The sequence below is a fragment of the Streptomyces sp. NPDC002838 genome (genome assembly GCF_040295365.1).
Taxonomy (GTDB): domain Bacteria; phylum Actinomycetota; class Actinomycetes; order Streptomycetales; family Streptomycetaceae; genus Streptomyces.
Map to the genome: position 1 here is coordinate 26476 of NZ_JBEOVF010000023.1, position 20700 is coordinate 47175.

The window sequence follows — 20700 nt, forward strand, 5'->3', positions numbered from 1 at the left end:
CCGGCATGACCACTGTCGCCGCGTACGCCGCACCCGCCGCCAAGGCTCCACTGGAGCGCACCACCATCGAGCGTCGCGCGGTCCGCGAGTTCGATGTGCTGATCGACATCAAGTTCGCCGGCATCTGCCACTCCGACATCCACCAGGCCCGGGAGGGCTGGGGCGAGGCGATCTTCCCGATGGTCCCGGGCCACGAGATCGCGGGCATAGTCTCCGAAGTCGGCCCGGGTGTCACCAAGTACAAGGTCGGCGACCGCGTGGGCGTCGGCTGCATGGTCGACTCCTGCCGCGAGTGCGACAACTGCGAGGCCGGCCTGGAGCAGTACTGCACCGGCGGCAACGTCGGCACGTACAACGCCCTCGGCAAGGACGGCGAGCCCACCTACGGCGGCTACTCCGAGAAGATCGTCGTCGACCAGGACTTCGTCGTCCGCATCCCCGACGGCCTGTCGCTGGACGTCGCCGCGCCGCTCCTGTGCGCCGGCATCACCACGTACTCGCCCCTGAAGCACTGGAACGCCGGCCCCGGCAAGAAGGTCGCCGTCCTCGGCATGGGCGGCCTCGGCCACATGGGCGTCAAGATCGCACACGCGCTCGGCGCCGAGGTCACGGTCCTCTCCCAGTCCCTGCGCAAGAAGGACGACGGCCTGAAGCTGGGCGCCGACCACTACTACGCCACCAGCGACCCGAAGACCTTCGAGGAGCTGCGGGGCACCTTCGACCTCATCCTGTCGACCGTCTCCGCCCCGCTCGACCTGGACGCGTTCCTGTCCCTGCTGAAGACGGACGGCGCCTTCGTGAACGTCGGCGCCCCCGAGGAGCCCGTCAAGCTCAACCTCTTCTCGGTGATCGGCGGCCGCAAGACCCTCGCCGGCTCCGGCATCGGCGGCATCCAGGAGACCCAGGAGATGCTGGACTTCTGCGCCGAGCACGGCTTCGGCGCGGAGATCGAGCTGATCGCCGCGTCCGAGATCAACGAGGCGTACGAGCGGGTACTGAACAGCGATGTGCGGTACCGGTTCGTGATCGACACGGCGACGATCTGACCCCTTCGCGGTGGGGCCCCGGCGGATGATCTGCCGGGGCCTTCGGCGTGCCGCCGTACGGCTGCCCCACGCCCTCGCAGCCACAGCGGATACGGCCGCCGGTCGCCGAGTACGTTGGACATGAGGAGGCCCGCGATGACCGTTCAGCTGAACCACACCATCGTCGCCGCACACGACAAGCACGCCTCGGCCCGCTTCCTGGCCGACATCCTGGGACTGAAGATGAGCCCGCAGTACGGCCCCTTCATCCCGGTCGAGATCCCGAACGGCGTGACTCTCGACTACCTGGACTCGCCCGGCGACATCACGCCGCAGCACTACGCGTTCCTCGTCTCCGAGGAGGACTTCGACACGATCTTCGCCCGCATCCGGGAGGCCGGCCTGACCTACTGGGCGGACCCGTACCACCGCCGCCCCGGCGAGATCAACCACAACGACGGCGGCCGGGGCGCCTACTTCGACGACCCGAACGGCCACAACCTGGAGATCCTGACGAGGCCGTACGGCAGCGGATCATGAAGTAGCCGCTGGTCCGTCTACTCCGTACCGCCGAAAGTCCACACCGCACGGGTGCCCGGCCCGACGGCGAGCGTCGACCGGCCGATCCGTTCCTCATGAGCGTGCGGCACGGCCCGGTTGAGCGAGAACCCGACCTGCCGTAGCCCCACTTGGTCGCGCGGAACGGCGTCGAACCGGAGCGTCGTACCGCCCCGACGCGCCACCACGCCACCACCGTCGCCCGCCAGGGACCGGACGACGAACCCGCCGGCGCGCAGCAGGGGCACGGTGTTGGCGAGGTCGCGTGCGGTGACCGCGAGGTGGACGGACGTCACGTCCCGCATCAGCCGGTCGCGGTAGTCGTCGGACAGGTACCGCTCCCGGCCGACGTCACCGGGGTAGGCGGCCGGCTCGGTGTTGCCGCGCGGGTCGGCGAAGTACTCCGGCCGGTACTCCATCCCCCAGGCCCCGAAGGCGTCGTACTGATCGGTGGTGAAGACGGCGTCGAACCACGGCACCGGCACGCCGTCGCCGAAGTCCCGCGTCTGACGGAACTCGACCGGATCCGTGACCCCTTGCTCCCGCAGCCGCCCGATCACCGTGCCCATGTCCCCGGCCCGCTCCGTGGACAGCGCCATCCCGGCGGAGCCGAACATGCCGTCCTGGCCGGGCAGATCGCCGACCCCGAACAGTTCGACGTACGTCTCGCGGCCGAGCAGATAGCGGCCGGTCCAGGTCTGCCCGCCGGCACCGGTCGTGGTGCGCACCTGGAAGTTGGCGAAGGTCCGCAGAGAGGCGGAGTGCTCGATGGCGTCGGCGGTCTCGCGGTCCAACACCCCGTAGGCATGGTTGTAGTACAGCAACTGCCGACCGGCGGCCGACGGCCGGCTCTCCTCCGCCAGCGCGGTCTGCGCACCACCCCCGACGGCTCCGGCGAGAGCGACGACGAGCACCAGGGCCATCCGCGACGTGCGCATAGTTCGACGAATCGTTCGACGAATCGTTCGGCGAAGCAGCATGCGAGGGAGCGTAGGCGGGGAACGACCGCGTCCGCTGTCGATTCGGCGAATGACTCAGGCGTCTCCTCCGGTGACAGCGCGTGTTTTGGACATGCGCTTTTCCCGCGCTGCATCAGCCCTTCACGGACGTTAACCGGCCTCCCGACACAGTGGCATCACCTGCTTCACCCCGCTCACCTGCTGGAAGGAACGGATCTATGCCTAGTGTCGGGCTACCACAGCGCAGGGCCTTTCTCACCGGAGGGCTGGCGGCCACCGCAGCTCTGATCACCGGCTGTTCGTCGAAGTCGGACAGCACCGGGACGCCGAAGCCGGCGGCAGCGGGGGCGGCGGCCGCCGCCTCCCCGTCCCCGGCCGCGGGCGCACGGCCGGACTCGCCCTGGTCGGCCTTCGCGCGGCTGATGGAGGGCAACAAGCGCTGGGTGGGCGGAGCCCTTCAGCACCCCGACCGGGATCCGAAGCGACGTCAGTTCGTCGCCGAGGAGCAGGACCCCTACGGCGTGATCCTCTCCTGCATCGACTCCCGGGTGCCGCCGGAGCTCCTCTTCGACACCGGCATCGGCGACCTCTTCGTGATGCGCACCGGCGGCCAGGTGGTCTCGCCGGTGGTCGTCGGTTCCGCCGAGTACGGCCCCCTGACGTCCGGGACCCCGCTGATCGTCGTACTCGGCCACCAGCGCTGCGGCGCGGTCAAGGCGGCGCACAAGGCCCTGAAGGACAACAAGCCGCTGCCCGGCAACCTGCAGTCGATAGCCGAGGCCCTGCGCCCGGCGTACGGAGTGATCTCCAAGGAGAAGCACGCCGACCCGGTCGACGCCATGACCCGCGTCCACATCAAGCAGACCGCCGAGGACCTGCGGACCAACAACGACCTCGCCCCGCTGGTGAAGAAGGGCGAACTGGCCGTGGTCAGCGCGTACTACTCCCTCGACACGGGGCGCGTGGAGGTGCTGACGGGGGCGCCGTCGGCCTGAGGACCCGACCCCGCGACGCGTTGTCGACCTGACCGGCACCGGTCGGCGCCGCGTGCGGCGGTGCCGAGACGTCTGGTGAAGCCCTGGGGCGAGGTAGTGCCGGGTTGGGTACCGATCATCGGCGCGAGCCTGTACGGCTTCGTGCGGCCGCGGCCGCGCGGAGTGCCGCCGCGGCGGCACTCCGCCCGTCACCCTTCGGCCGGCGCCACGCCAATGGGGCAGGACACCCCGGTCCCCCCGATCCCGCAGTACCCCGCCGGATTCTTGTCGAGGTACTGCTGGTGGTACCCCTCAGCCGGATAGAAGGCGCGGCCCTCCGCCGGGAGGACTTCCGTGGTGATCGTGCCGTGGCCCGAGCCCGTCAGGACCTCCTGGTAGGCCTTGCGGGAGGATTCAGCGATGGCGGCCTGTTCAGGGGTGTGGGTGTAGATCGCCGAGCGGTACTGCGTGCCGACGTCGTTGCCCTGGCGGAAGCCCTGCGTGGGGTCGTGGGACTCCCAGAAGGTCTTCAGGAGGCTTTCGTACGAGACCAGCTTGGGGTCGTAGACCACGCGGACCGCCTCCGTGTGGCCGGTCAGGCCCGAGCAGACCTCTTCGTACGTGGGGTGCTCGGTGTAGCCGCCCTGGTAGCCGACCAGCGTCGTCCAGACCCCTGCCGGGAGCTGCCAGAACTTGCGCTCGGCGCCCCAGAAGCAGCCCATGCCGAAGTCGGCCACCTCCAGGCCCTCGGGGTAGGGGCCGAGCAGCGGGTTGCCGAGGACGGTGTGGCGGTCGGGGACCGTGAAGGCCGGCTCCGGGCGGCCGGGCAGAGCCTGCTCGGGGCTCGGCAGCTGGGGGGTACGGCTGTGCAGGAACATGCGGTCTCCAATCGGGGCCCGGGGCCCATCACGGCTCCGTTCACGTCAACGTGCGGGGCGTGCCGTGAATTCCGGCCGTCGCAGCTCTCAGTGCGGCAGCGTCGCCGGGCTGCCGCCGTTCGCCTCGTAGCCCGCCACCGCCAGCGCGCGGTAGACCGCGAACTCGGCGGCCGGGTCGGGAGAGAGGGTCCACGGCAGGGCGCCGACATGGCCGTCGATGTGGACCAGCTGGCTCATCGCCTCCGCCCAGCGCTCGCCGCGGACCAGGAAGAACACCAGCAGGTGCCGGACGTGGGCCAGCATCGGGTCGTCCTGGCGGGCCGAGTGGACCGTGTGCAGCGCGCCGTGGATCGCCTTCGTCACGACCTCGCTCTGGTAGAAGCCGCTGACCAGGTTCACCTCGGGGAGGTGCTCGAAGACCGCGAAGAGGGGCATCGCGGCCAGGAGGGAGCCGCGCGGGGCCCGCGCGGCCGCCGCTTCCGCGAAGGCGTACGCCTGCTCGCGCGAGCCGTGCCACTTCTCGCACCAGTAGTGCAGGGCGGCCAGATGCGCGCCCATGTGCGTGGGGGCGCGGTCCAGGATCTTCAGCCAGAGTTGTTCGAACTCCGGCTGGGGATAGGCCAGTCCGCGCGCCACCGACAGTTCGATGATGTACGGGATCGGGTCGCCGGGGGCTAGCAGTGCCGCATCGCCGCAGGCCGCCTTCGCCTCCTCCATGATGATCCGGAACTCGTCCGTGCCGGGCGTCGACGTCCGCCACGCCTGCTGGACCAGGAACTCCGCGTGCACCGCCGCGCCGCCCGCGTCCTTGGGCGCCTCCGCCCGCCACACGCGCAGCCACTGCCCGCCCGGCGTCTCACCGACCCCGCCGGGCCGCTGCCGCAACTCCAGCGACGCGGCCCCGGCGAAGGCCTGCACGCGCTGCCAGCGCCGCTCGCCCTCGGTCTCGGTGCCGGCGAGGAGCTGCGCGGCCGCCCGGTGGTCCTGCGTGCGCTGCACGAGGTCCAGGACGTCCAGCAGGTCCTGGTCGGGGCCGGGCATGCGGACGTCCAGCTCCTCCTGCGGCGCGAAGCCGTAGTTCGCCGGGTCCGCGGCGTCCGGGTGGCCCGGATGGACCTGTTCGATCATGCCGCGCCTGCGCCTCATGAACGGCAGCAGCACGAAGCCAAGCATGACCAGCGCCATCAGGACCCAGAGAATCTCCATGTCTCAAGGGTTCCAGACGCCGCCGACAATTGGCCAACCTGGTCGCCGACCTGTGGAAAAACCCGCCCACGCCCCGTCGTCCGGCGCCCGCCCCGCGAGCGCATTACCCTCGCACCCATGAGTGACAGGCACATCAGTCAGCACTTCGAGACTCTCGCGATCCACGCGGGCAACACCGCCGATCCCCTGACCGGCGCGGTCGTCCCGCCGATCTACCAGGTCTCGACCTACAAGCAGGACGGCGTCGGCGGCCTGCGCGGCGGCTACGAGTACAGCCGCAGCGCCAACCCGACCAGGACCGCCCTGGAGGAGAACCTCGCCGCCCTCGAGGGCGGCCGCCGGGGCCTCGCGTTCGCGTCCGGACTGGCGGCCGAGGACTGCCTGTTGCGTACGCTGCTCAGCCCAGGCGACCACGTGGTCATCCCCAACGACGCGTACGGCGGCACGTTCCGGCTCTTCGCCAAGGTGGTCTCCCGGTGGGGCGTGGAGTGGTCGGTCGCCGACACCGGCGATCCGGCCGCCGTACGGGCCGCCATCACCCCGAAGACCAAGGCCGTGTGGGTGGAGACCCCCTCCAACCCGCTGCTCGGCATCACCGACATCGCCGCCGTCGCCCAGATCGCCCGGGACGCGGGCGCGAAGCTCGTCGTCGACAACACCTTCGCCACGCCGTACCTCCAGCAGCCGCTCTCTCTCGGCGCGGACGTCGTGGTGCACTCGCTGACCAAGTACATGGGCGGCCACTCGGACGTCGTCGGCGGCGCGCTGATCGTCAACGACGTGGATCTGGGCGAGGAGCTGGCCTACCACCAGAACGCGATGGGCGCGGTCGCCGGGCCCTTCGACTCGTGGCTGGTGCTGCGCGGCACGAAGACGCTGTCGGTGCGCATGGACCGGCACAGCGAGAACGCCACGAAGATCGCCGAGATGCTGACCCGGCACGCGCGCGTGACGCGTGTGCTGTACCCGGGGCTGCCGGAGCACCCCGGTCACGAGGTCGCCGCCAAGCAGATGAGGTCGTTCGGCGGCATGGTTTCCTTCCGGGTCGAGGGCGGCGAGGAGGCGGCCGTCGAGGTCTGCAACCGCGCCAAGGTGTTCACGCTCGGGGAGTCTCTCGGCGGCGTCGAGTCCCTCATCGAGCACCCCGGCCGCATGACGCACGCCTCCGCGGCCGGCTCGGCCCTGGAGGTGCCCGCCGACCTCGTACGCCTCTCCGTGGGCATCGAGAACGTCGACGACCTGCTGGAGGACCTTCAGCAGGCGCTGGGCTAGGACCTGTCCGGCCTGCTCACCAGTCCGTGAGCGGTGGAGTCGTCTCCGACGGCGGCTCCACCCAGGGGCGGGCCGTCAGCGCCCACACGACGAACGCCACGGTCACGGCGAACAGCAGCAGCCACATCAGGCGGCGGGCCGTCCTCCGGCGGCGCAGCATGCGGCCGCCGCGGCGCACGACGTCCGCGTACAGCTCCGGCGGCACCGGCGGCACCGCCCGCTCCATGATCCGCCGTACGACCGCCTCCCGATCGGGCCGGTTCATCCACACCTCCTGGGGCTGGGGCGTCGTAGGCCGGGGGCACGTGCTGCTCCTGTAGGGGCGGCGCCTTCACCGGCGGGTCGGCTCTTGCCGGTGTCGCAGACTTCCCTCCAGGGGGCGTTGACTTCGCTGCTCAGCTTCACAGGGGCGTCAGTTCGGCCGCTCGGCCGACCGATGACGGTGCCGCGCCCTCGCCTCATGCGGGCGCCGCTCTCGCCGCCGTCCGGCCCTCTGCCAGGCCCACGCCCCCGCCTCATGACGGCGCCACCGTCGCCCCCGCCACGCCCGCCGGCGCCGGGCCCTCGGGCGGATGCAGGAGCGTCGTCGTCGCCCGGTCGCAGATCGCTCGGACGCGTTCCGGGGGCAGGCCGAGCAGGGCCGCCGCCTGCTCCTCGGCGACCCCCTCGTACAGCCTGAGCACCAGGATCAGGCGTTCCTGCGGGGCGAGCCGGGCCAGGGCGCTGTCGGGGTGCGGGCGGGCCCGGCCGAGGCCGCCGTACTGGTGCCAGGCCCCGCGCGCGAAGCGGGTGGCCAGGTACTGGCGGGCCCGGTCGTAGGGGTCCTCGCCGCGCAGCCGGTCCCAGCACGCGTACGTGTGGGCGAGGGCCAGCGTCAGCAGGCGCCGCGCGCGCGGGTTGTCATGCGGTGCCTCCGCCGTGAGGAGTGTCGCGGTGTGCAGCAGTCGCCCGGCCGCGCCCGCGACGAACGCCTCGAACTCCCGGGCCCGGCGGGCGTCCTGGAACGCTTGCCGTTGTCGCACCGCGCCTCCCGCCTGAGGGCGATCCTGAGGAAAACGGGCCCGGCCGCGTGCGGATACGAAACCGTGTACGAGAGGGACCCGGTCTCATATGAGGCCAGGCGTGGCCCCGCGGTCAAGAGCCGCGCACCGCGGAGGGCTGTGCCGCGTCCCGGTGGGTCACTCCGCGCGCGGGCACGGGGGCGGGGAACCACAGGGGGCACGCCCGGCCACGCGCGCCTGCGGGGCGCTCAGGAGGCCGGCGGCTGCTCTGCCCCCGGTAGCCCCTGGGCCGCCATCCGAGTGGAGAGAGCGGTGTTGAAGCGCGTCAGGAGCGTGCAGAACGCCTCACGCTCCTCCGGCGTCCAGTCGTGCGTCAGCTCGGCCATCAACTGACGCCGGGAGGAGCGCACTTCTTCCAGCCGCGACAGCCCGCGCGGGGAGAGCTGAAGCACCACGGCCCGTCCGTCCTCGGGGTGCGAGGTGCGTTTGACGAGCCCGGTGTCGACGAGCGGGGCGACCTGCCGGGTGACCGTGGACGAGTCGATTCCCATGCTCGCGGCGAGCGCTTTGACGCCCATCGGGCCCTCTTTGTCGAGGCGGTTGAGCAGCAGGTACGCGGCGCGGTCCATGGAGTTGCGCACCTGCCCGACCCCGCCGAGCCGCGTCTGTTCGGCACGGCGGGCGAACACCGCCACCTCGTGCTGCAGCGTGTCGAGAAGACCGGTGTCACCGACGATCGTCATGTCCATCGACATTTCAGGTGTTGTGGGCATGGCCGGGGGCTCACTTCGTGAAGGGCTGGCTGACTGGGGGACGCTAATTGGGGGACAGGTTACGCGGCCCGGACGCGGGGTGTACCGGCGCTGCGCAATCCGGTCTCGGAGGTTGGTCACAGCGGGGCCTCCCGCGTATGAACTGCGAGACTTGACTCATGAACTACCGCAAGGCCTCCCTCTCCTTGCCGTCGGTCACCCTCGACGACGTGCGCGGTGCCCAGAAGATGCTCTCGGGCGTGGCGCGGGTGACCGCGATGGAGGGCAGCCGGCACCTGACCCAGCTGGTGGGCGCTCCGGTGCACTTCAAGTGCGAGAACCTCCAGCGGACGGGGTCGTTCAAGCTGCGCGGCGCGTACGTCCGTATCGCCGGGCTGCTGCCCGAGGAGCGGGCCGCGGGGGTCGTGGCCGCGAGCGCGGGCAACCACGCGCAGGGCGTCGCCCTGGCGTCCTCGCTGCTCGGCGTGCGCTCCACGGTGTTCATGCCGAAGGGCGCCCCGCTGCCGAAGATCAGCGCCACGAAGGACTACGGCGCCGAGGTGCGCCTGCACGGCCACGTGGTCGACGAGACGCTGGCCGCCGCGCAGGAGTACGCGGCCGAGACGGGCGCGGTGTTCATCCACCCCTTCGACCACCCCGACATCATCGCAGGCCAGGGGACGGTCGGCCTGGAGATCCTGGAGCAGTGCCCGGAGGCGCGCACGATCGTCGTCGGCATCGGCGGGGGCGGGCTCGCGGCGGGTATCGCGATCGCGGTGAAGGCGCTCAGGCCGGATGTGCGGATCGTGGGCGTGCAGGCGGCGGGCGCGGCCGCGTACCCGCCCTCGCTGGCGGCCGGGCGCCCGGTGTCGATCGAGAACCCGGCGACGATGGCCGACGGCATCAAGGTCGGGCGGCCCGGCGACGTGCCGTTCGGGATCATCGGCGATCTGGTGGACGAGGTGCGCACGGTGACGGAGGACGAGCTGTCCACCGCGCTGCTGCTGTGTCTGGAGCGGGCCAAGCTGGTCGTCGAGCCGGCCGGGGCGAGCCCGGTCGCGGCGCTGCTGAGCGACCCCGGTTCCTTCGAGGGACCGGTCGTGGCGGTGCTGTCCGGCGGCAACGTCGATCCGCTGCTGCTCCAGCGCATCCTGCGGCACGGCATGGCCGCGCAGGGCCGCTACCTGGCCGTACGGCTCAGGCTGACGGACCGGCCGGGCGCCCTCGCGACGCTTCTCGGGGTGTTGTCAGCAGTGGACGCCAACGTCCTCGATGTGAGCCACGTACGGACCGACCCCCGGCTCGGGCTCACGGAGGCGGAGGTCGAGCTGCACCTGGAGACGAAGGGCCCGGCACACTGCGCCGAGGTCGGCCAGGCCTTGCGCGACGCGGGCTACACGGTCATCGGCTGAGGTCGGTCCGGGACAGCCGCAGTCCGACAGCATGACGACGCCCCCGGCGTCACGCGGACGCCGGGGGCTCGCCAAGGGACGTGTCTGCTCGGCCGGGGTCAGCCGCTGTAGGGCTCGGCCTTGAGGATCTTCACCGAGGCCTTCTTGCCGTTCGGCAGCTCGTACTGCGCGTCCTCGCCGACCTTGTGGCCGATCACGCCGGAGCCCAGCGGGGACTGCGGGGAGTAGGTCTCGATGTCGGCGCTCGCGTACTCACGCGAGGCCAGCAGGAAGGTCAGCGTGTCGTCCTCGTCACCGTCGAAGGCGATCGTCACGACCATGCCGGGCGCCACCGCACCGTCCGTGGAGGCCGGCGCTTCGCCGACCTGGGCGTTCTCCAGGAGCTGGGTCAGCTGGCGCACCCGGAGCTCCTGCTTGCCCTGCTCCTCCTTGGCCGCGTGGTACCCGCCGTTCTCGCGCAGGTCGCCCTCCTCGCGCGCGGCCGCGATCTTGGCGGCGATCTCCGTGCGCGCAGGACCAGTAAGGTACTCAAGCTCATCCTTGAGCTTGTTGTACGCCTCCTGGGTCAGCCAGGTGACGTTCTCGCTGGTCTGGGTCACAGGTGCTCCTCGTCGGTACTGGGAATACAAAGCATCGCCCTACCCAGAAGCATGTTCCTCCATGGAAGGGCGAAACCACGAGCCTAACAATTCCGAGCCGGAAGGGGGAGGACATAAGCCCTCAGAATCACGTCAACGCAGGTCAGCCGGTATGTATTCCGGATTCGGTCAGTCGGCGTGGCAGCCGAGCAGCTCGGCCGTCGTGCCCGGTGACGTCGTGCGGAGCGTGACGACCTTGTCGATGCGCGTGGCGTCCCCGTCGAAGCGGAAGTCGGCCCGGCCCACCTCGGCGCCGTTCTCCGCCTGGGAGCGCACCGTGCAGTAGCCGCCGGCGCCGGCGTCCTTGCGGACCTCCAGATGCACCCGCACCGAGTCCTTCGAGAGTTCGAACCTGATCACTTCACCGCTGATCTTGTTCTGGCCGACGTAGTGGTACGCGAAGTAGCCGACCAGGGCGAGCAGCAGGGCCCCGAGGACGGCACCGATGACCTTGAGCCTGCGGTTGGCGCGCTCGTCCGAGGAGCGGCCGTAACGGCCCTCGGGCAGTCGCGTGCTCGCCGTACTCATGATCGTCCTCTCCGCAAGGCCTGCGGCAGAGCCCCGGCCCGGAATTATTCGCCCCCCGATTCGGTCACTATAGAAGCCGCCGATCGCACCGGTTCATGCCGGGGCGCCGACTACAAGGATTGAGTCTTGACTGACCAGCTGCGACTGATGGCCGTTCACGCCCACCCCGACGACGAGTCGAGCAAGGGCGCGGCCACCATGGCGAAGTACGTGTCCGAGGGGGTGGACGTGCTGGTCGTGACCTGCACGGGCGGGGAGCGCGGCTCCATCCTCAATCCGAAGCTGCAGGGCGACAAGTACATCGAGGAGCACATCCACGAGGTACGCAAGAAGGAGATGGACGAGGCCCGCGAGATCCTGGGGATCAAGCAGGAGTGGCTCGGCTTCGTCGACTCCGGGCTGCCGGAGGGCGACCCGCTGCCCCCGCTGCCCGAGGGCTGCTTCGCCCTGGAGGACGTCGACAAGGCGGCCGGCGAGCTGGTGAAGCAGATCCGCTCGTTCCGCCCCCAGGTGGTCACCACCTACGACGAGAACGGCGGCTACCCGCACCCCGACCACATCATGACCCACAAGATCTCGATGGTGGCGTTCGAGGGCGCGGCGGACACCGAGAAGTACCCGGAGCAGGAGTACGGCCCGGCGTACCAGCCGCTGAAGCTGTACTACAACCAGGGCTTCAACCGCCCGCGCACCGAGGCGCTGCACCACGCCCTGCTGGAGCGCGGCCTGGAGTCGCCGTACGGGGACTGGCTCAAGCGCTGGGACGAGTTCGGCCAGAAGGAGCGCACCCTCACCACGCACGTCCCGTGCGCCGACTTCTACGAGATCCGCGACAAGGCCCTGATCGCGCACGCCACGCAGATCGACCCCGACGGCGGCTGGTTCCGCGTCCCGATGGAGATCCAGAAGGAGGTCTGGCCGACGGAGGAGTACGAGCTCGCGAAGTCCCTCGTCGATACCTCCCTCCCCGAGGACGACCTCTTTGCGGGCATCCGCGACAATGCCTGACATGAGCGCAAGCGCAAGCCTGGCAATGACACAGCTCGCCGCCCTCGCCAAGGAGGTCGACGAGGACAAGGTCACCCCCGGCGTCCTCGGCTTCATCGTCTTCGCGGTGATGGCCCTGGCGGTGTGGGGCCTGATGAAGTCGATGAGCAAGCACATGGGGAAGGTCGACTTCAAGGAGGCTTCGGAGGCTTCGGAGGCTTCGGAGGAGGGGGCGGCGGCCTCCGGCAAGGGCAAGACGGCGTCGTGATCGCATGACTCCATGACACCCACTGGGTATCATGGAGTCATGCTGCACGTGACGCCTGCTCTCACGGCCCGGGACCGTCGAGTCCTCGACGAGGTCGACGCCCTGCGGGAAGGGCTGCGCCACCAGGTGCGGCAGACCCCGGCGAAGTGGACCGAGGGGCTGCGCAGGACCTTGACGGCGCAAGCCATCGCGGGGTCCAACACCATCGAGGGCTACAAGGTCGACTCGGTCGACGTCGAGGACCTGATCGACGGCGAGCGGGAAGTCACCGTCTCAGCGGACGACAAGGCGGAGACGCTGGCGTACCAGCACGCCATGACGTACATCCAGTCGCTCCACGACGCACCGGACTTCGCGTACTCCAAGTCGCTGCTCAACGCACTGCACTGGATGCTGCAGGGCCATCACCACCCGGCCCGGCTCGCCGGCCAGTGGCGCAGGCGCGGGGTGTGGGTCAACGAGCCGGGCGATCCGCGGTCCGTCGCGTACGTCGCCCCGGACGCGGACGCGCTCCCCGGCCTCATGGACGAACTCGTGACCTGGCTCAACGAGGGCGACCTCGAAGCCCATGTCCTGGTCCGGGCGGCCATGGCCCACTTCAATCTGGTCAAAATCCACCCCTGGTCCGACGGGAACGGCCGGATGTCGCGGTCCCTGCAGACCCTGGTGATCGCCCGCGGCGGTGTCCTGGCCCCCGAGTTCTCATCCATCGAGGCCTGGCTGGGCAAACCCGGCAACACCTGGGAGTACTACACGGTTCTGAGGCGGGTGGGCGGCGCGGAGTGGAACCCCGAGGGCGACACCGCCCCCTGGATCCGCTTCAACCTCCTCGCCTACCACCAGCAGTCCCAGTCGGTCAAGCACCGCATCGACCGCTCCAGCCGCTGCTGGATCGACCTCACCGAGTACGCCGAGCATCACGGAATCGACGAGCGCCAGGTCACCGCCCTCCACGACGCGGCCCTGGCCGGCCGAGTCCGCCGCGCCCGCTACCAGCGCGCCGAGAACCTGAGCAACCAGCAGGCGGTACGGGACATCCGCGCACTGACCGAGGCGGGCCTCCTCGAAGCCGTCGGCAACACCAAGGCGCGGTACTACGTCCCCGGTCCGGACTTCCCCGCGGAGGTGCTGGAGGCGGTCCGACAGCCGATCCGGCTCGTGGATCCGTACGACGACTGACGGACCTCCCACTCAACGGGAGGGGACATGATGGATTGCGTGGTTCGGCTGCCGGGCAGGTCACCGGCCGGATTCGGCTGTCGCTGCCGGTCGTCGTCAGATGGCCACCCGCGCGTCAGGAGCCCGCGGGTGGGCGCGGGGGCTGGGGGGTGAGCTCGGCTGGGGAAGGGAGGTTTCTGAAGAAGCGCAGGGACTCCTGCTCACGGATGCGGAGGACCTGGTGCAGCAGGGTGTGGGCCGCCCTGGGGTCCGGCTGGGTGGCGGACTCCTTGGCGGAGGCGTAGGCGGTGTACGCGCGGGTGAGATCGGTCTCGGTCTGGCGGAGCAGGACCCAGGAGGTGTCCCAGCGGTAGAACTCCTTCAGCGCGGTGGTGACCGCCACAACGCAGCCGACGCCGGAGATGACGATGCTCTTGCTCGGGAGGTCCAGGATGGTGAGTAGGGGCAGCGTCGCGGCGCTGAGGATCGCGGTGACGCCGCTGGCGCGGTAGAAGCGCCGGTGCCACCGGGCGCGGCTGTCGTAGAAGTCGATCACCCGGCGTACGTATGCCTCGGTGGCGGTGGTGAAGTCGCCGCCCGTGTCGTGCCAGCGCGGGGTTGAGAAGGCCATACGGCGGCGTACGCCTGTGTCGTTCACTACGTCTCCCATGGCGTGTCAGGAGCCTTGTTGGCTGGGCTGCGGGGCTGGGTGGCAAGGAAGGTGGCCCTCGAACAACTCGAAGAAGTAGTTGTCGATCTCCGATGCGGCGGCGGCCAGTTCCGCCGGTGAGTGCACCGTCCAGCCGATCACAGGGAGGCCACGGCGGCGCCAGAAGCGCAGCGCGCGAGACGGCAGAGCCGCCAGTTCGAAGCTGACGAAGTCCGGGCGGGTCAGCATGTTCGTGGCCATCGTCCGGCCGGCGACCGCGAGCAGTAGCGGTGCTGAGGCCAGTGCTCCGCTGATCTGCCCGACCGGGCGGTGCGGCAGCAGGCGCCTGAGCCGGTACACACTGCGCGGGTCGAAGGACTGGAGGGCGATCTCCCCGCGATAGCCGGTGACGGCTGCGGCCACGGCCTCCTCCAGCCCACGGGCGGTACCGGCGCGCCAGCGCCGGACGTCGACCACTACCGGGACCGCTCCGCGTACGAGGTCAAGTGCGGTGGCCAGGGTCACGGGGGCGTCGCCGGGTCGGGCCAGGGCTCGGATCTCGGAGAGGGTCGCGCCGGCGACCGGCACCGGCGTCCCGTCACGGGTGGTGCGCAGGAACGCGTCATGCACCACCAGCAGTTCGCGGTCGGCGGTCAGCTGCACGTCCAACTCGAACGGCACCCCATGGCGCACGGCCTGCAGGAACGCGGCGGGCGAGTTCTCCTCCGCGCCCTCCGGCCCGCCGTGCAGCCCGCGGTGGGCGATGGGCCTCGTGGTGAGCCAGTCCTGCACAGCCATGGGCTCTCCATCCGTATGGTCGGTCCGCTCTCCGGTCCTTTCCCGCGCCGGCACCGTCACAGCGGCGGCGGTTCGCCCCGTAGCCGCCGCAGGGCGGACAGCATCGCGGACTCGGCTTCGGCGAGGGCGCCGCGGCCTGCCAGCACGCGTTCGATCTCCCCGAAGCGCACGGCGGCGTCGCGGTAGCCGAGCGTCCGCAGGGCGCCGACGCGTTCGGGTGAGAAGGCCATCAGACCGGTCAGCGGCCCGAGCGGCCCAGGCGGGATGATCGGGAGGCTCGGCCGGATGTCGACCCGGACAAGGCCGGTTGCCGCGCCCGGCGCCACACGGGCGTCGGGGTGCAGGTGCAGGACGACGAGGACGTCGCAGTGCTCCTCCGCGGCGAACGCGCGCACCGGTGTGCGGTCCCCGCGGCCCAGCCCGCCGTCGAGATACGCGCATCCGTCGATCACCCGGGTCGGGAAGACGAACGGCAGCGCGGCGCTGGCCAGCACTGCCTCGCGGATGTGCGGCACCGGCAGGTCGTTCAGCCGGAGGATCTCGGCGCGGGCGCCGCCCAGCCACCGGGCGATCTCCACGACGTGCCGCAGCCGCTCGGGAACGGCTTGGCGGTCCATCAGCGGGTAGGCCGCGACCCACAGCGGCCTGCCGGTACGGATACGCTCGGCGTCGACCGCCTCGTCGACCAGCTCTTCGAGCAGGGCCAGCCGGTGTTTGAGCGCCACCATGCGCGGGCCGAAGCGCCGCAGCTGGCGCGCCGTGCTCTCCACAGCGACGCCCGCGGCGTCCAGCGGCAGCCCCCGGTCCTCGGACGGCGCGACTCCCATCCGGGAGGAGAAGCGTTCCCAGAATCTGGCCAGCCGTTCGACGCCGTGGAAGAGCGACTCCTCGCTGGCCAGAACGGCGCCGTTGAGGGCGCCGATGCTGGTACCGGCGATCGCGGACACCTGCGCGCCCCTCTCCGCCATGTAGTCCAGGACGCCCAACTCGTAGGCGCCTTTGGCCCCACCGCCGGCCAGGACCAGCCCGATACGCAAGGGGACGTTCGGGGCCGGCGGCGCCAGGGACTCGTCGGCGAGGCCGTGCGGTGTGTCCTGTTGCGGGTTCCCGGAGCGCCCGGCCACCTCCAGGGCCCTCTGGCCGAGGTGGGTGAAGTCCGCCGGCCCGGTCATCAGGCGCTCTCGCCCGCCTGCAGCCGGGACCAGCGCGAGGCCGCTTCCGAGAACTGCTCCCTGACGAGCTGCCGCAGCAGCTCCTCGGCGCTCAGGCTGGTGGCGACGTACCTGGTGCCGCTTCCGACGGCGCTGCGCAGCGCCGTCCTCGCCGCGGCGTCCGGGTCGACGCCCCGCACCCCGGTCGCCAGCGCCACCTTGCTCAGCGCGGAGGTCAATGGCCCGCGCGCTTCCGTCAGTTCCTTCCGTACGCCCTCGCCCAGCAGCTCGGCCAGCATGGTCCGGTGGTCGTCGCTGGGTAGGTGGCGCGTAGCCGCGGCCAGCAGGCCGGCGACGGACCTGACGCCGTCGTACCACGGTGTCGGCGGGTCCTGGAGCATGCGCTCGACGACCTCGTGCTCGACGTGCGTGCCGCGCCCCGAGGCGGCGAACTCCCCGGCGGGGCCGGCGGCCACCTCCCGGGCAAGCAGCATGGCCCTGGGCAGCCAGCCCAGATCCGGTTCGGGGCGCGGGTGGCGCCACCGGCGTACCGCGTCGTCGATGGCTTGTCTGCTCTCCACCCTGCGCAGCCGCTCGTCGTGCTCGGCCAGTCCGCGCCCGGTCTGCTCGGCAAGCTCCGCCAGGACGAGCGCAAGGTCGCGGACGCCCCGCTCGGCCCACTGGAGGCGGGTGCCGAGTTGGTCCACGTGGGCGCGGACCCGCCCCACCTCGTCGGTGACCTCGGCGACGACAAGATCGGTGACCGCGAGCCGCTCGGTGAGGCTGGACAGCCACGCCAGGGTGCCGCGCTGGGCGCCGACCAGGCCGCCGGTGACGATGAGATCTCGGCGGCGCCCGCGCCCGGTGACCTGAGCGAGCAGCCGTGCGAAGAAGCCCTCGCGTACCGTGGCCCGCACGAGGTCGTCGGCGGTGTGCAGGTCGTTGAGCACTTCGAGCAGCAGCCGGTCGTCCACCAGCGGGACGCCGCGGGCGACTTCGGACGGGTTCATCGGTCCGCTCATGAGCCGACCGCCGGCGCTACGAACACGATCGGCTTCGTGAAATTCCGCGGCCGGTCGCCTTCCATGACGTACGCGGGGGCGATCAGGAACTCCGGCCGCGTGCCGTCGGCCTGTTCGCCGTTCCACGCCTGGTAGTGGTCCGCGGGCAAGGCGGTCAGGTCGACGGCGAAGTCCAGGTGGGCGGTGATCGGCAGGTCCGCGACGCCGTCGCGCAGCTCCGCCGCCTTGCGGAACACCGCGTCGAACTGGCCACGAAACTGCGCCACATCGGTCGCCAGGCCGGATGCCCGCAGCTCGGCGACGATCTGCTCCCGCTCCGTGGACAGCGGCTGGTCGAGCGGCTGGAACAGCGTCACCACGAGTTGGCTGACGACGTGCGCCCGGCGCCGCGCCAGCTCCATGGCCCCTTCGTCGCCTTGCTGCGGGCACAGCGGGCGTACCAGCTGCCGCAGGTCCTGCCGCACCAGCCTGCTGTAGTTCTTGGCGAGATCGAGATGGCGGTGGTGGATGTCGGAGGTGGCGCTGCCCCCGTCGAACGCGTCGCGGACCCCTTGGTCGCGCAAGGCGTCCACGATCAGTTGAACGTTTCGGGCGACCGCGCCGAGCTGCTCGCCGAGGGCGTGCACCTCGCGGAGCACGTCATCGGCTTTTCTGTCTGTCCGCGTGGTGAGGAATTGGATCTGGCTCCGGACGTCCCCGGCGATCTCGGTGCGCAGCTGGTGGCACAGGGCCTCCAGCTCGCGCTGCGACTTGGCCTGCCCGCCCATGGGCCAGAAGCGCCTGGGTTCCGACTCCGTGAATTCGCCCTGCTCTCCGTCGCCATCGCCCAAGCCGGACTCTCCGTAGTGCATTGATCAACCACCTGCCTGGCCGCTGCCACGGCGTCCGTACATCTCCGTGAATTCGATCGTCGCCTTGCGGCGCACGTCGCTGACGCGGTCCCGGGTCTCGACCGCGATCTCCGTCCCGCCGAACGCGTAGTAGATGTCGAGCTTCCGCTCGGACGATGGCCGTCCCACCGAGCCGGTCACATCCGCGACCACGGCCCCCACACGCTCGCAGCCCTCCTCGTCGATATACTGCGGATCGTCGCTGAAGGTCGCGAGCAGTCCGATATCGAAGGTACGGATGCTGCGTTGAATCACACTGAGGCTGGTCTCGACCACTTCGTCGACCCCGACCGCGTCGCCGCGCCGGACCACGACTTTGAAACGGTCGTTGCACATCACGTCGCCGTCCTCGCTGACGAAGCGCTTGCCCTTCGGATCGATGCCGTCGCGGAAGGGCATCGCGCACTCGTAGCCGTAGGTGTACTTCGAGCGGCGGCCCCAGATGACCGCCGGGTTGTAGGCGAAGTGCACGGCCCCGCCAAGGACCGCGACCGCGGGGTCCTGTGGCATCAGCACCTTGACCTCGCCGCCGAACCGCTGGGCGATCCGGTCGCGCAGATAGGTGGAGCGGGCGAGACCGCCGACGATGACGATCTGGTCCACGCCCTTGACCGGGCCGTTGTCGATGATGAGAAGGCGCTGCCGTTCGATCGTTTTCAGGATCGGCTCGACCACCGATTCGTGGACCGCGACGACCTCCTCCGGGGTGGCGACGATGTGATACGGATCGCCTAAGGCCAGATCTGTCAGCCGCTGCCTGGTGGGTTGCGCGAGGGCCTCCCAGAGCGGCCCGGGCACTTCGATGTCGCAGGGCGTGGTGATGGTCGGAGTGCCGTCGGGCGCGGTCTCGGAATGCAGGCCGACCTTCCACTCCTCCCAGCGGTCCTCCAGCTTGGCGATCTCCCGCGGATGGGAGACCATCAGCGCCTTCAACTCCTCGGCCCCGAAGCGGTCGGCAAGCACCTGGTCGACGAAGTACTGGTTGATGTACGCCGATCCCAGCGGTCCGCCGTCGGCGATGCCGATCTCGGCCAGACGGTTGTCGCCGACACCGTCCGGGCGGATCTGGTAGCTGGTGATGTCGACGGTGCCGCCGCCGCAGTCGACCACCATGAAGCGGCTGCCGGCTGTCCCGACGTCGAGTCTGCCTTCCGGCCGCTCAGATCCGAGCAGGGTGCCGGAGGCGAGCGCACAGTACACGGCCGCGGCCTCCGGCTCGCTGACCAGCAGGAGCCGGTCTTCGCCCGTCGGTATGCCGGCCAATTCCGCGGCCTTGCGCATCACGCGTTTCTCGGAGTCCTTCCAGATCGCGGGCACGGTGATGCACCAGCGGATGTCGTCCGCGGTAAAGCCAATGCCGCGGTAGCCGGTCGCCTCGATCGCCTTGAGCGCCGTCTGGTACACCTTGCCGAGGTAGGCGGCGATCAGCCTGCGCACCACGTGGTGGTCGGCCCCGGCGAGGCTGCCGAGGAATCGCGGCACGTCGGCTGGCGGGGCGTCGGCCCGCAGCGCCATCTTGAACCTGGTGGCGTATCCGAAACCGCTCGGATTTCCCCGGCTGAGTTCGTGTTGCCAGCGCCTGCGGGCCTTGAACCCGAATTCCGTCGCCGTACCGTTCGCATCCACCAGGACGGCCGTCAGATCCTTCGGATAGGAACTGCTGCCACCGTCGGTCACGAAGTCCTGGTAAGCGATGTAGCGACGATTGGTGATGTCCTGCAGATTCGACACCGTCGCCCATGCGAATCCGGAGCCGTGCGTCCCGAAATCGATGGCCACGACGACCTTCGGCACGAATGTGCCACGGTTTGCTGGATCCCCCACGCTGCCCCCCCGCTCGGACGGCGCAGGCGAACGTGCGCCGTCTGCGTTGAAATCCGTCGTCACGAAAAACGATCAAACGCCGCCTCACCTACTGAGAAGCAGGCATGCCCCCGCTACCCCACACCCCCCGGCGTATTCGAGCGTACAGCGGCTGGTTCCGTGCGTAAGTCTTTTCCCAAGAGGGTGCCGGGAAAACGCAAACGACGCTGGCAGGTGGGCGAAGATGTGTTCGCAGGCGGCGCGTTCGGCGGCGGTCTCGGAGGACCGCGCGGGGCGTGAGGCGGAGATCCAGATCAGCCGGCCGCGGGTGTCGGTGATGCCACCGAACAGCAGGGCTTGGGACTTGTGTTTCCCGCTGTAGTCGCGCCGGTTGTCCGGCCCGGTGCACCGGCAGCCGGTGGACCGACGCGAGGGCGGGCTCCGGGGTGGTCTGCCATCCGTGGACGTGGACAAGCAGATCCGTGGCCCGGCCGGGCGGGGCCGGTTCCTCGGCGCAGTGTTCGTCGAGACGGCCGACGGAGACGGGGCGCGGTCCGGCGGTCGTCTCCTCCAGCAGCCGGCCGTCGACGGCCAGGTCCACGACGCGCACCGCGGCGTCCGGCAGTGTCATACGGCGATCTCCCGGCTGCCGCCGTCAGCCGGTACGGCGGCGGCCCGTGCCAGGCGACTGTCCATGCCGCAGTGCGGGGCGTAGGCGAGGCCGAGGGGGCGGACACCTCGTCGGTGAAGCGGGATCTCCTGGCCGCCTCT

General features: G+C 70.4%; 23 protein-coding genes. 9 read left to right on the forward strand and 14 right to left on the reverse strand.

Going from position 1 to position 20700, the window contains the following annotated elements:
• Positions 1 to 5 precede the first annotated feature (5 nt).
• Positions 6 to 1046, forward strand: a complete 1041-nt coding sequence (locus ABT063_RS27000; protein ID WP_351061396.1) for an NAD(P)-dependent alcohol dehydrogenase — start codon at positions 6 to 8, stop codon at positions 1044 to 1046.
• Positions 1047 to 1181: 135 nt separating this feature from the next.
• Positions 1182 to 1565: a VOC family protein gene (locus tag ABT063_RS27005; protein WP_351061399.1), complete on the forward strand. Its 384-nt coding sequence runs from the start codon at positions 1182 to 1184 to the stop codon at positions 1563 to 1565.
• A gap of 17 nt (positions 1566 to 1582) precedes the next feature.
• On the opposite strand, the gene ABT063_RS27010 is transcribed toward ABT063_RS27005, so the two are convergent.
• Positions 1583 to 2506, reverse strand: a complete 924-nt coding sequence (locus ABT063_RS27010) for a DUF5829 family protein (protein WP_351061723.1) — start codon at positions 2504 to 2506, stop codon at positions 1583 to 1585.
• 254 nt (positions 2507 to 2760) lie between these two features.
• Between ABT063_RS27010 and ABT063_RS27015 the strand changes: the two genes are divergently transcribed.
• The gene (locus tag ABT063_RS27015) at positions 2761 to 3537 is read left to right on the forward strand and encodes a carbonic anhydrase (protein ID WP_351061401.1); all 777 of its coding nucleotides are present in this window, start codon (positions 2761 to 2763) and stop codon (positions 3535 to 3537) included.
• A gap of 188 nt (positions 3538 to 3725) precedes the next feature.
• On the opposite strand, the gene msrA is transcribed toward ABT063_RS27015, so the two are convergent.
• Entirely contained in the window at positions 3726 to 4394 is a 669-nt protein-coding gene (gene msrA, locus ABT063_RS27020; RefSeq protein ID WP_351061403.1) for a peptide-methionine (S)-S-oxide reductase MsrA, read from the reverse strand.
• A gap of 87 nt (positions 4395 to 4481) precedes the next feature.
• Positions 4482 to 5600, reverse strand: a complete 1119-nt coding sequence (locus tag ABT063_RS27025) for a hypothetical protein (protein WP_351061406.1) — start codon at positions 5598 to 5600, stop codon at positions 4482 to 4484.
• 117 nt (positions 5601 to 5717) lie between these two features.
• On the opposite strand from ABT063_RS27025, the gene ABT063_RS27030 reads away from it, so the two are divergent.
• On the forward strand, positions 5718 to 6872 hold the full coding sequence (locus ABT063_RS27030) for a cystathionine gamma-synthase (RefSeq protein ID WP_351061409.1): 1155 nt from the start codon (positions 5718 to 5720) through the stop codon (positions 6870 to 6872).
• Between the two features lie 16 nt (positions 6873 to 6888).
• Here ABT063_RS27030 and ABT063_RS27035 read toward each other — a convergent pair whose 3' ends face one another.
• The 3 genes from ABT063_RS27035 to ABT063_RS27045 form a co-directional block, all read right to left on the reverse strand.
• Positions 6889 to 7137, reverse strand: a complete 249-nt coding sequence (locus tag ABT063_RS27035; RefSeq protein ID WP_351061411.1) for a hypothetical protein — start codon at positions 7135 to 7137, stop codon at positions 6889 to 6891.
• 250 nt (positions 7138 to 7387) lie between these two features.
• A complete protein-coding gene (locus ABT063_RS27040; protein ID WP_351061414.1) occupies positions 7388 to 7894 on the reverse strand; it encodes a sigma factor-like helix-turn-helix DNA-binding protein in 507 nt (168 codons plus the stop codon).
• 227 nt (positions 7895 to 8121) lie between these two features.
• A complete protein-coding gene (locus ABT063_RS27045; protein WP_502990896.1) occupies positions 8122 to 8646 on the reverse strand; it encodes a MarR family winged helix-turn-helix transcriptional regulator in 525 nt (174 codons plus the stop codon).
• 158 nt (positions 8647 to 8804) lie between these two features.
• Here ABT063_RS27045 and ilvA point away from each other — a divergent pair, with 158 nt between their 5' ends.
• A complete protein-coding gene (ilvA, locus tag ABT063_RS27050; protein ID WP_351061417.1) occupies positions 8805 to 10037 on the forward strand; it encodes a threonine ammonia-lyase in 1233 nt (410 codons plus the stop codon).
• Positions 10038 to 10135: 98 nt separating this feature from the next.
• On the opposite strand, the gene greA is transcribed toward ilvA, so the two are convergent.
• Together greA and ABT063_RS27060 are read right to left on the reverse strand one after the other, a co-directional pair.
• Positions 10136 to 10636, reverse strand: coding sequence for a transcription elongation factor GreA (gene greA, locus ABT063_RS27055; RefSeq protein ID WP_351061420.1), 501 nt, complete (start codon positions 10634 to 10636; stop codon positions 10136 to 10138).
• Positions 10637 to 10804: 168 nt separating this feature from the next.
• Complete coding sequence (locus ABT063_RS27060; protein WP_351061423.1) at positions 10805 to 11203, reverse strand: DUF4307 domain-containing protein; 399 nt, start codon at positions 11201 to 11203, stop codon at positions 10805 to 10807.
• Positions 11204 to 11350: 147 nt separating this feature from the next.
• Here ABT063_RS27060 and mca point away from each other — a divergent pair, with 147 nt between their 5' ends.
• The 3 genes from mca to ABT063_RS27075 are packed head-to-tail and all read left to right on the forward strand — an operon-like array spanning position 11351 to position 13637.
• Positions 11351 to 12211, forward strand: coding sequence for a mycothiol conjugate amidase Mca (gene mca, locus ABT063_RS27065; protein WP_351061728.1), 861 nt, complete (start codon positions 11351 to 11353; stop codon positions 12209 to 12211).
• A complete protein-coding gene (locus ABT063_RS27070; RefSeq protein ID WP_351061426.1) occupies positions 12204 to 12458 on the forward strand; it encodes a hypothetical protein in 255 nt (84 codons plus the stop codon). The genes mca and ABT063_RS27070 overlap by 8 nt, the downstream gene beginning before the upstream one ends.
• 39 nt (positions 12459 to 12497) lie before the next feature.
• Entirely contained in the window at positions 12498 to 13637 is a 1140-nt protein-coding gene (locus ABT063_RS27075) for a Fic family protein (protein ID WP_351061429.1), read from the forward strand.
• A gap of 115 nt (positions 13638 to 13752) precedes the next feature.
• Here ABT063_RS27075 and ABT063_RS27080 read toward each other — a convergent pair whose 3' ends face one another.
• Genes ABT063_RS27080 through ABT063_RS27105 form a run of 6 tightly spaced genes read right to left on the reverse strand, consistent with a single transcriptional unit; the run spans position 13753 to position 19920 of the window.
• The gene (locus ABT063_RS27080; protein ID WP_351061432.1) at positions 13753 to 14274 is read right to left on the reverse strand and encodes a DUF4231 domain-containing protein; all 522 of its coding nucleotides are present in this window, start codon (positions 14272 to 14274) and stop codon (positions 13753 to 13755) included.
• An 18-nt stretch (positions 14275 to 14292) separates the two neighbouring features.
• The gene (locus ABT063_RS27085) at positions 14293 to 15063 is read right to left on the reverse strand and encodes a glycerophosphodiester phosphodiesterase family protein (protein WP_351061434.1); all 771 of its coding nucleotides are present in this window, start codon (positions 15061 to 15063) and stop codon (positions 14293 to 14295) included.
• A 56-nt stretch (positions 15064 to 15119) separates the two neighbouring features.
• A complete protein-coding gene (locus ABT063_RS27090; RefSeq protein ID WP_351061437.1) occupies positions 15120 to 16235 on the reverse strand; it encodes a patatin-like phospholipase family protein in 1116 nt (371 codons plus the stop codon).
• Positions 16235 to 17224, reverse strand: a complete 990-nt coding sequence (locus tag ABT063_RS27095) for a diguanylate cyclase regulator RdcB family protein (protein ID WP_351061439.1) — start codon at positions 17222 to 17224, stop codon at positions 16235 to 16237. Before ABT063_RS27095 ends, ABT063_RS27090 begins: the two co-directional genes overlap by 1 nt.
• Before the next feature lie 8 nt (positions 17225 to 17232).
• Positions 17233 to 18087 carry a hypothetical protein gene (locus tag ABT063_RS27100; RefSeq protein ID WP_351061441.1) on the reverse strand — a complete coding sequence of 285 codons (855 nt, stop codon included), beginning with the start codon at positions 18085 to 18087 and terminating at the stop codon, positions 17233 to 17235.
• Positions 18088 to 18090: 3 nt separating this feature from the next.
• Complete coding sequence (locus tag ABT063_RS27105; protein ID WP_351061444.1) at positions 18091 to 19920, reverse strand: Hsp70 family protein; 1830 nt, start codon at positions 19918 to 19920, stop codon at positions 18091 to 18093.
• Between the two features lie 469 nt (positions 19921 to 20389).
• Here ABT063_RS27105 and ABT063_RS27110 point away from each other — a divergent pair, with 469 nt between their 5' ends.
• Complete coding sequence (locus tag ABT063_RS27110) at positions 20390 to 20644, forward strand: hypothetical protein (protein WP_351061446.1); 255 nt, start codon at positions 20390 to 20392, stop codon at positions 20642 to 20644.
• Positions 20645 to 20700 lie beyond the last annotated feature (56 nt).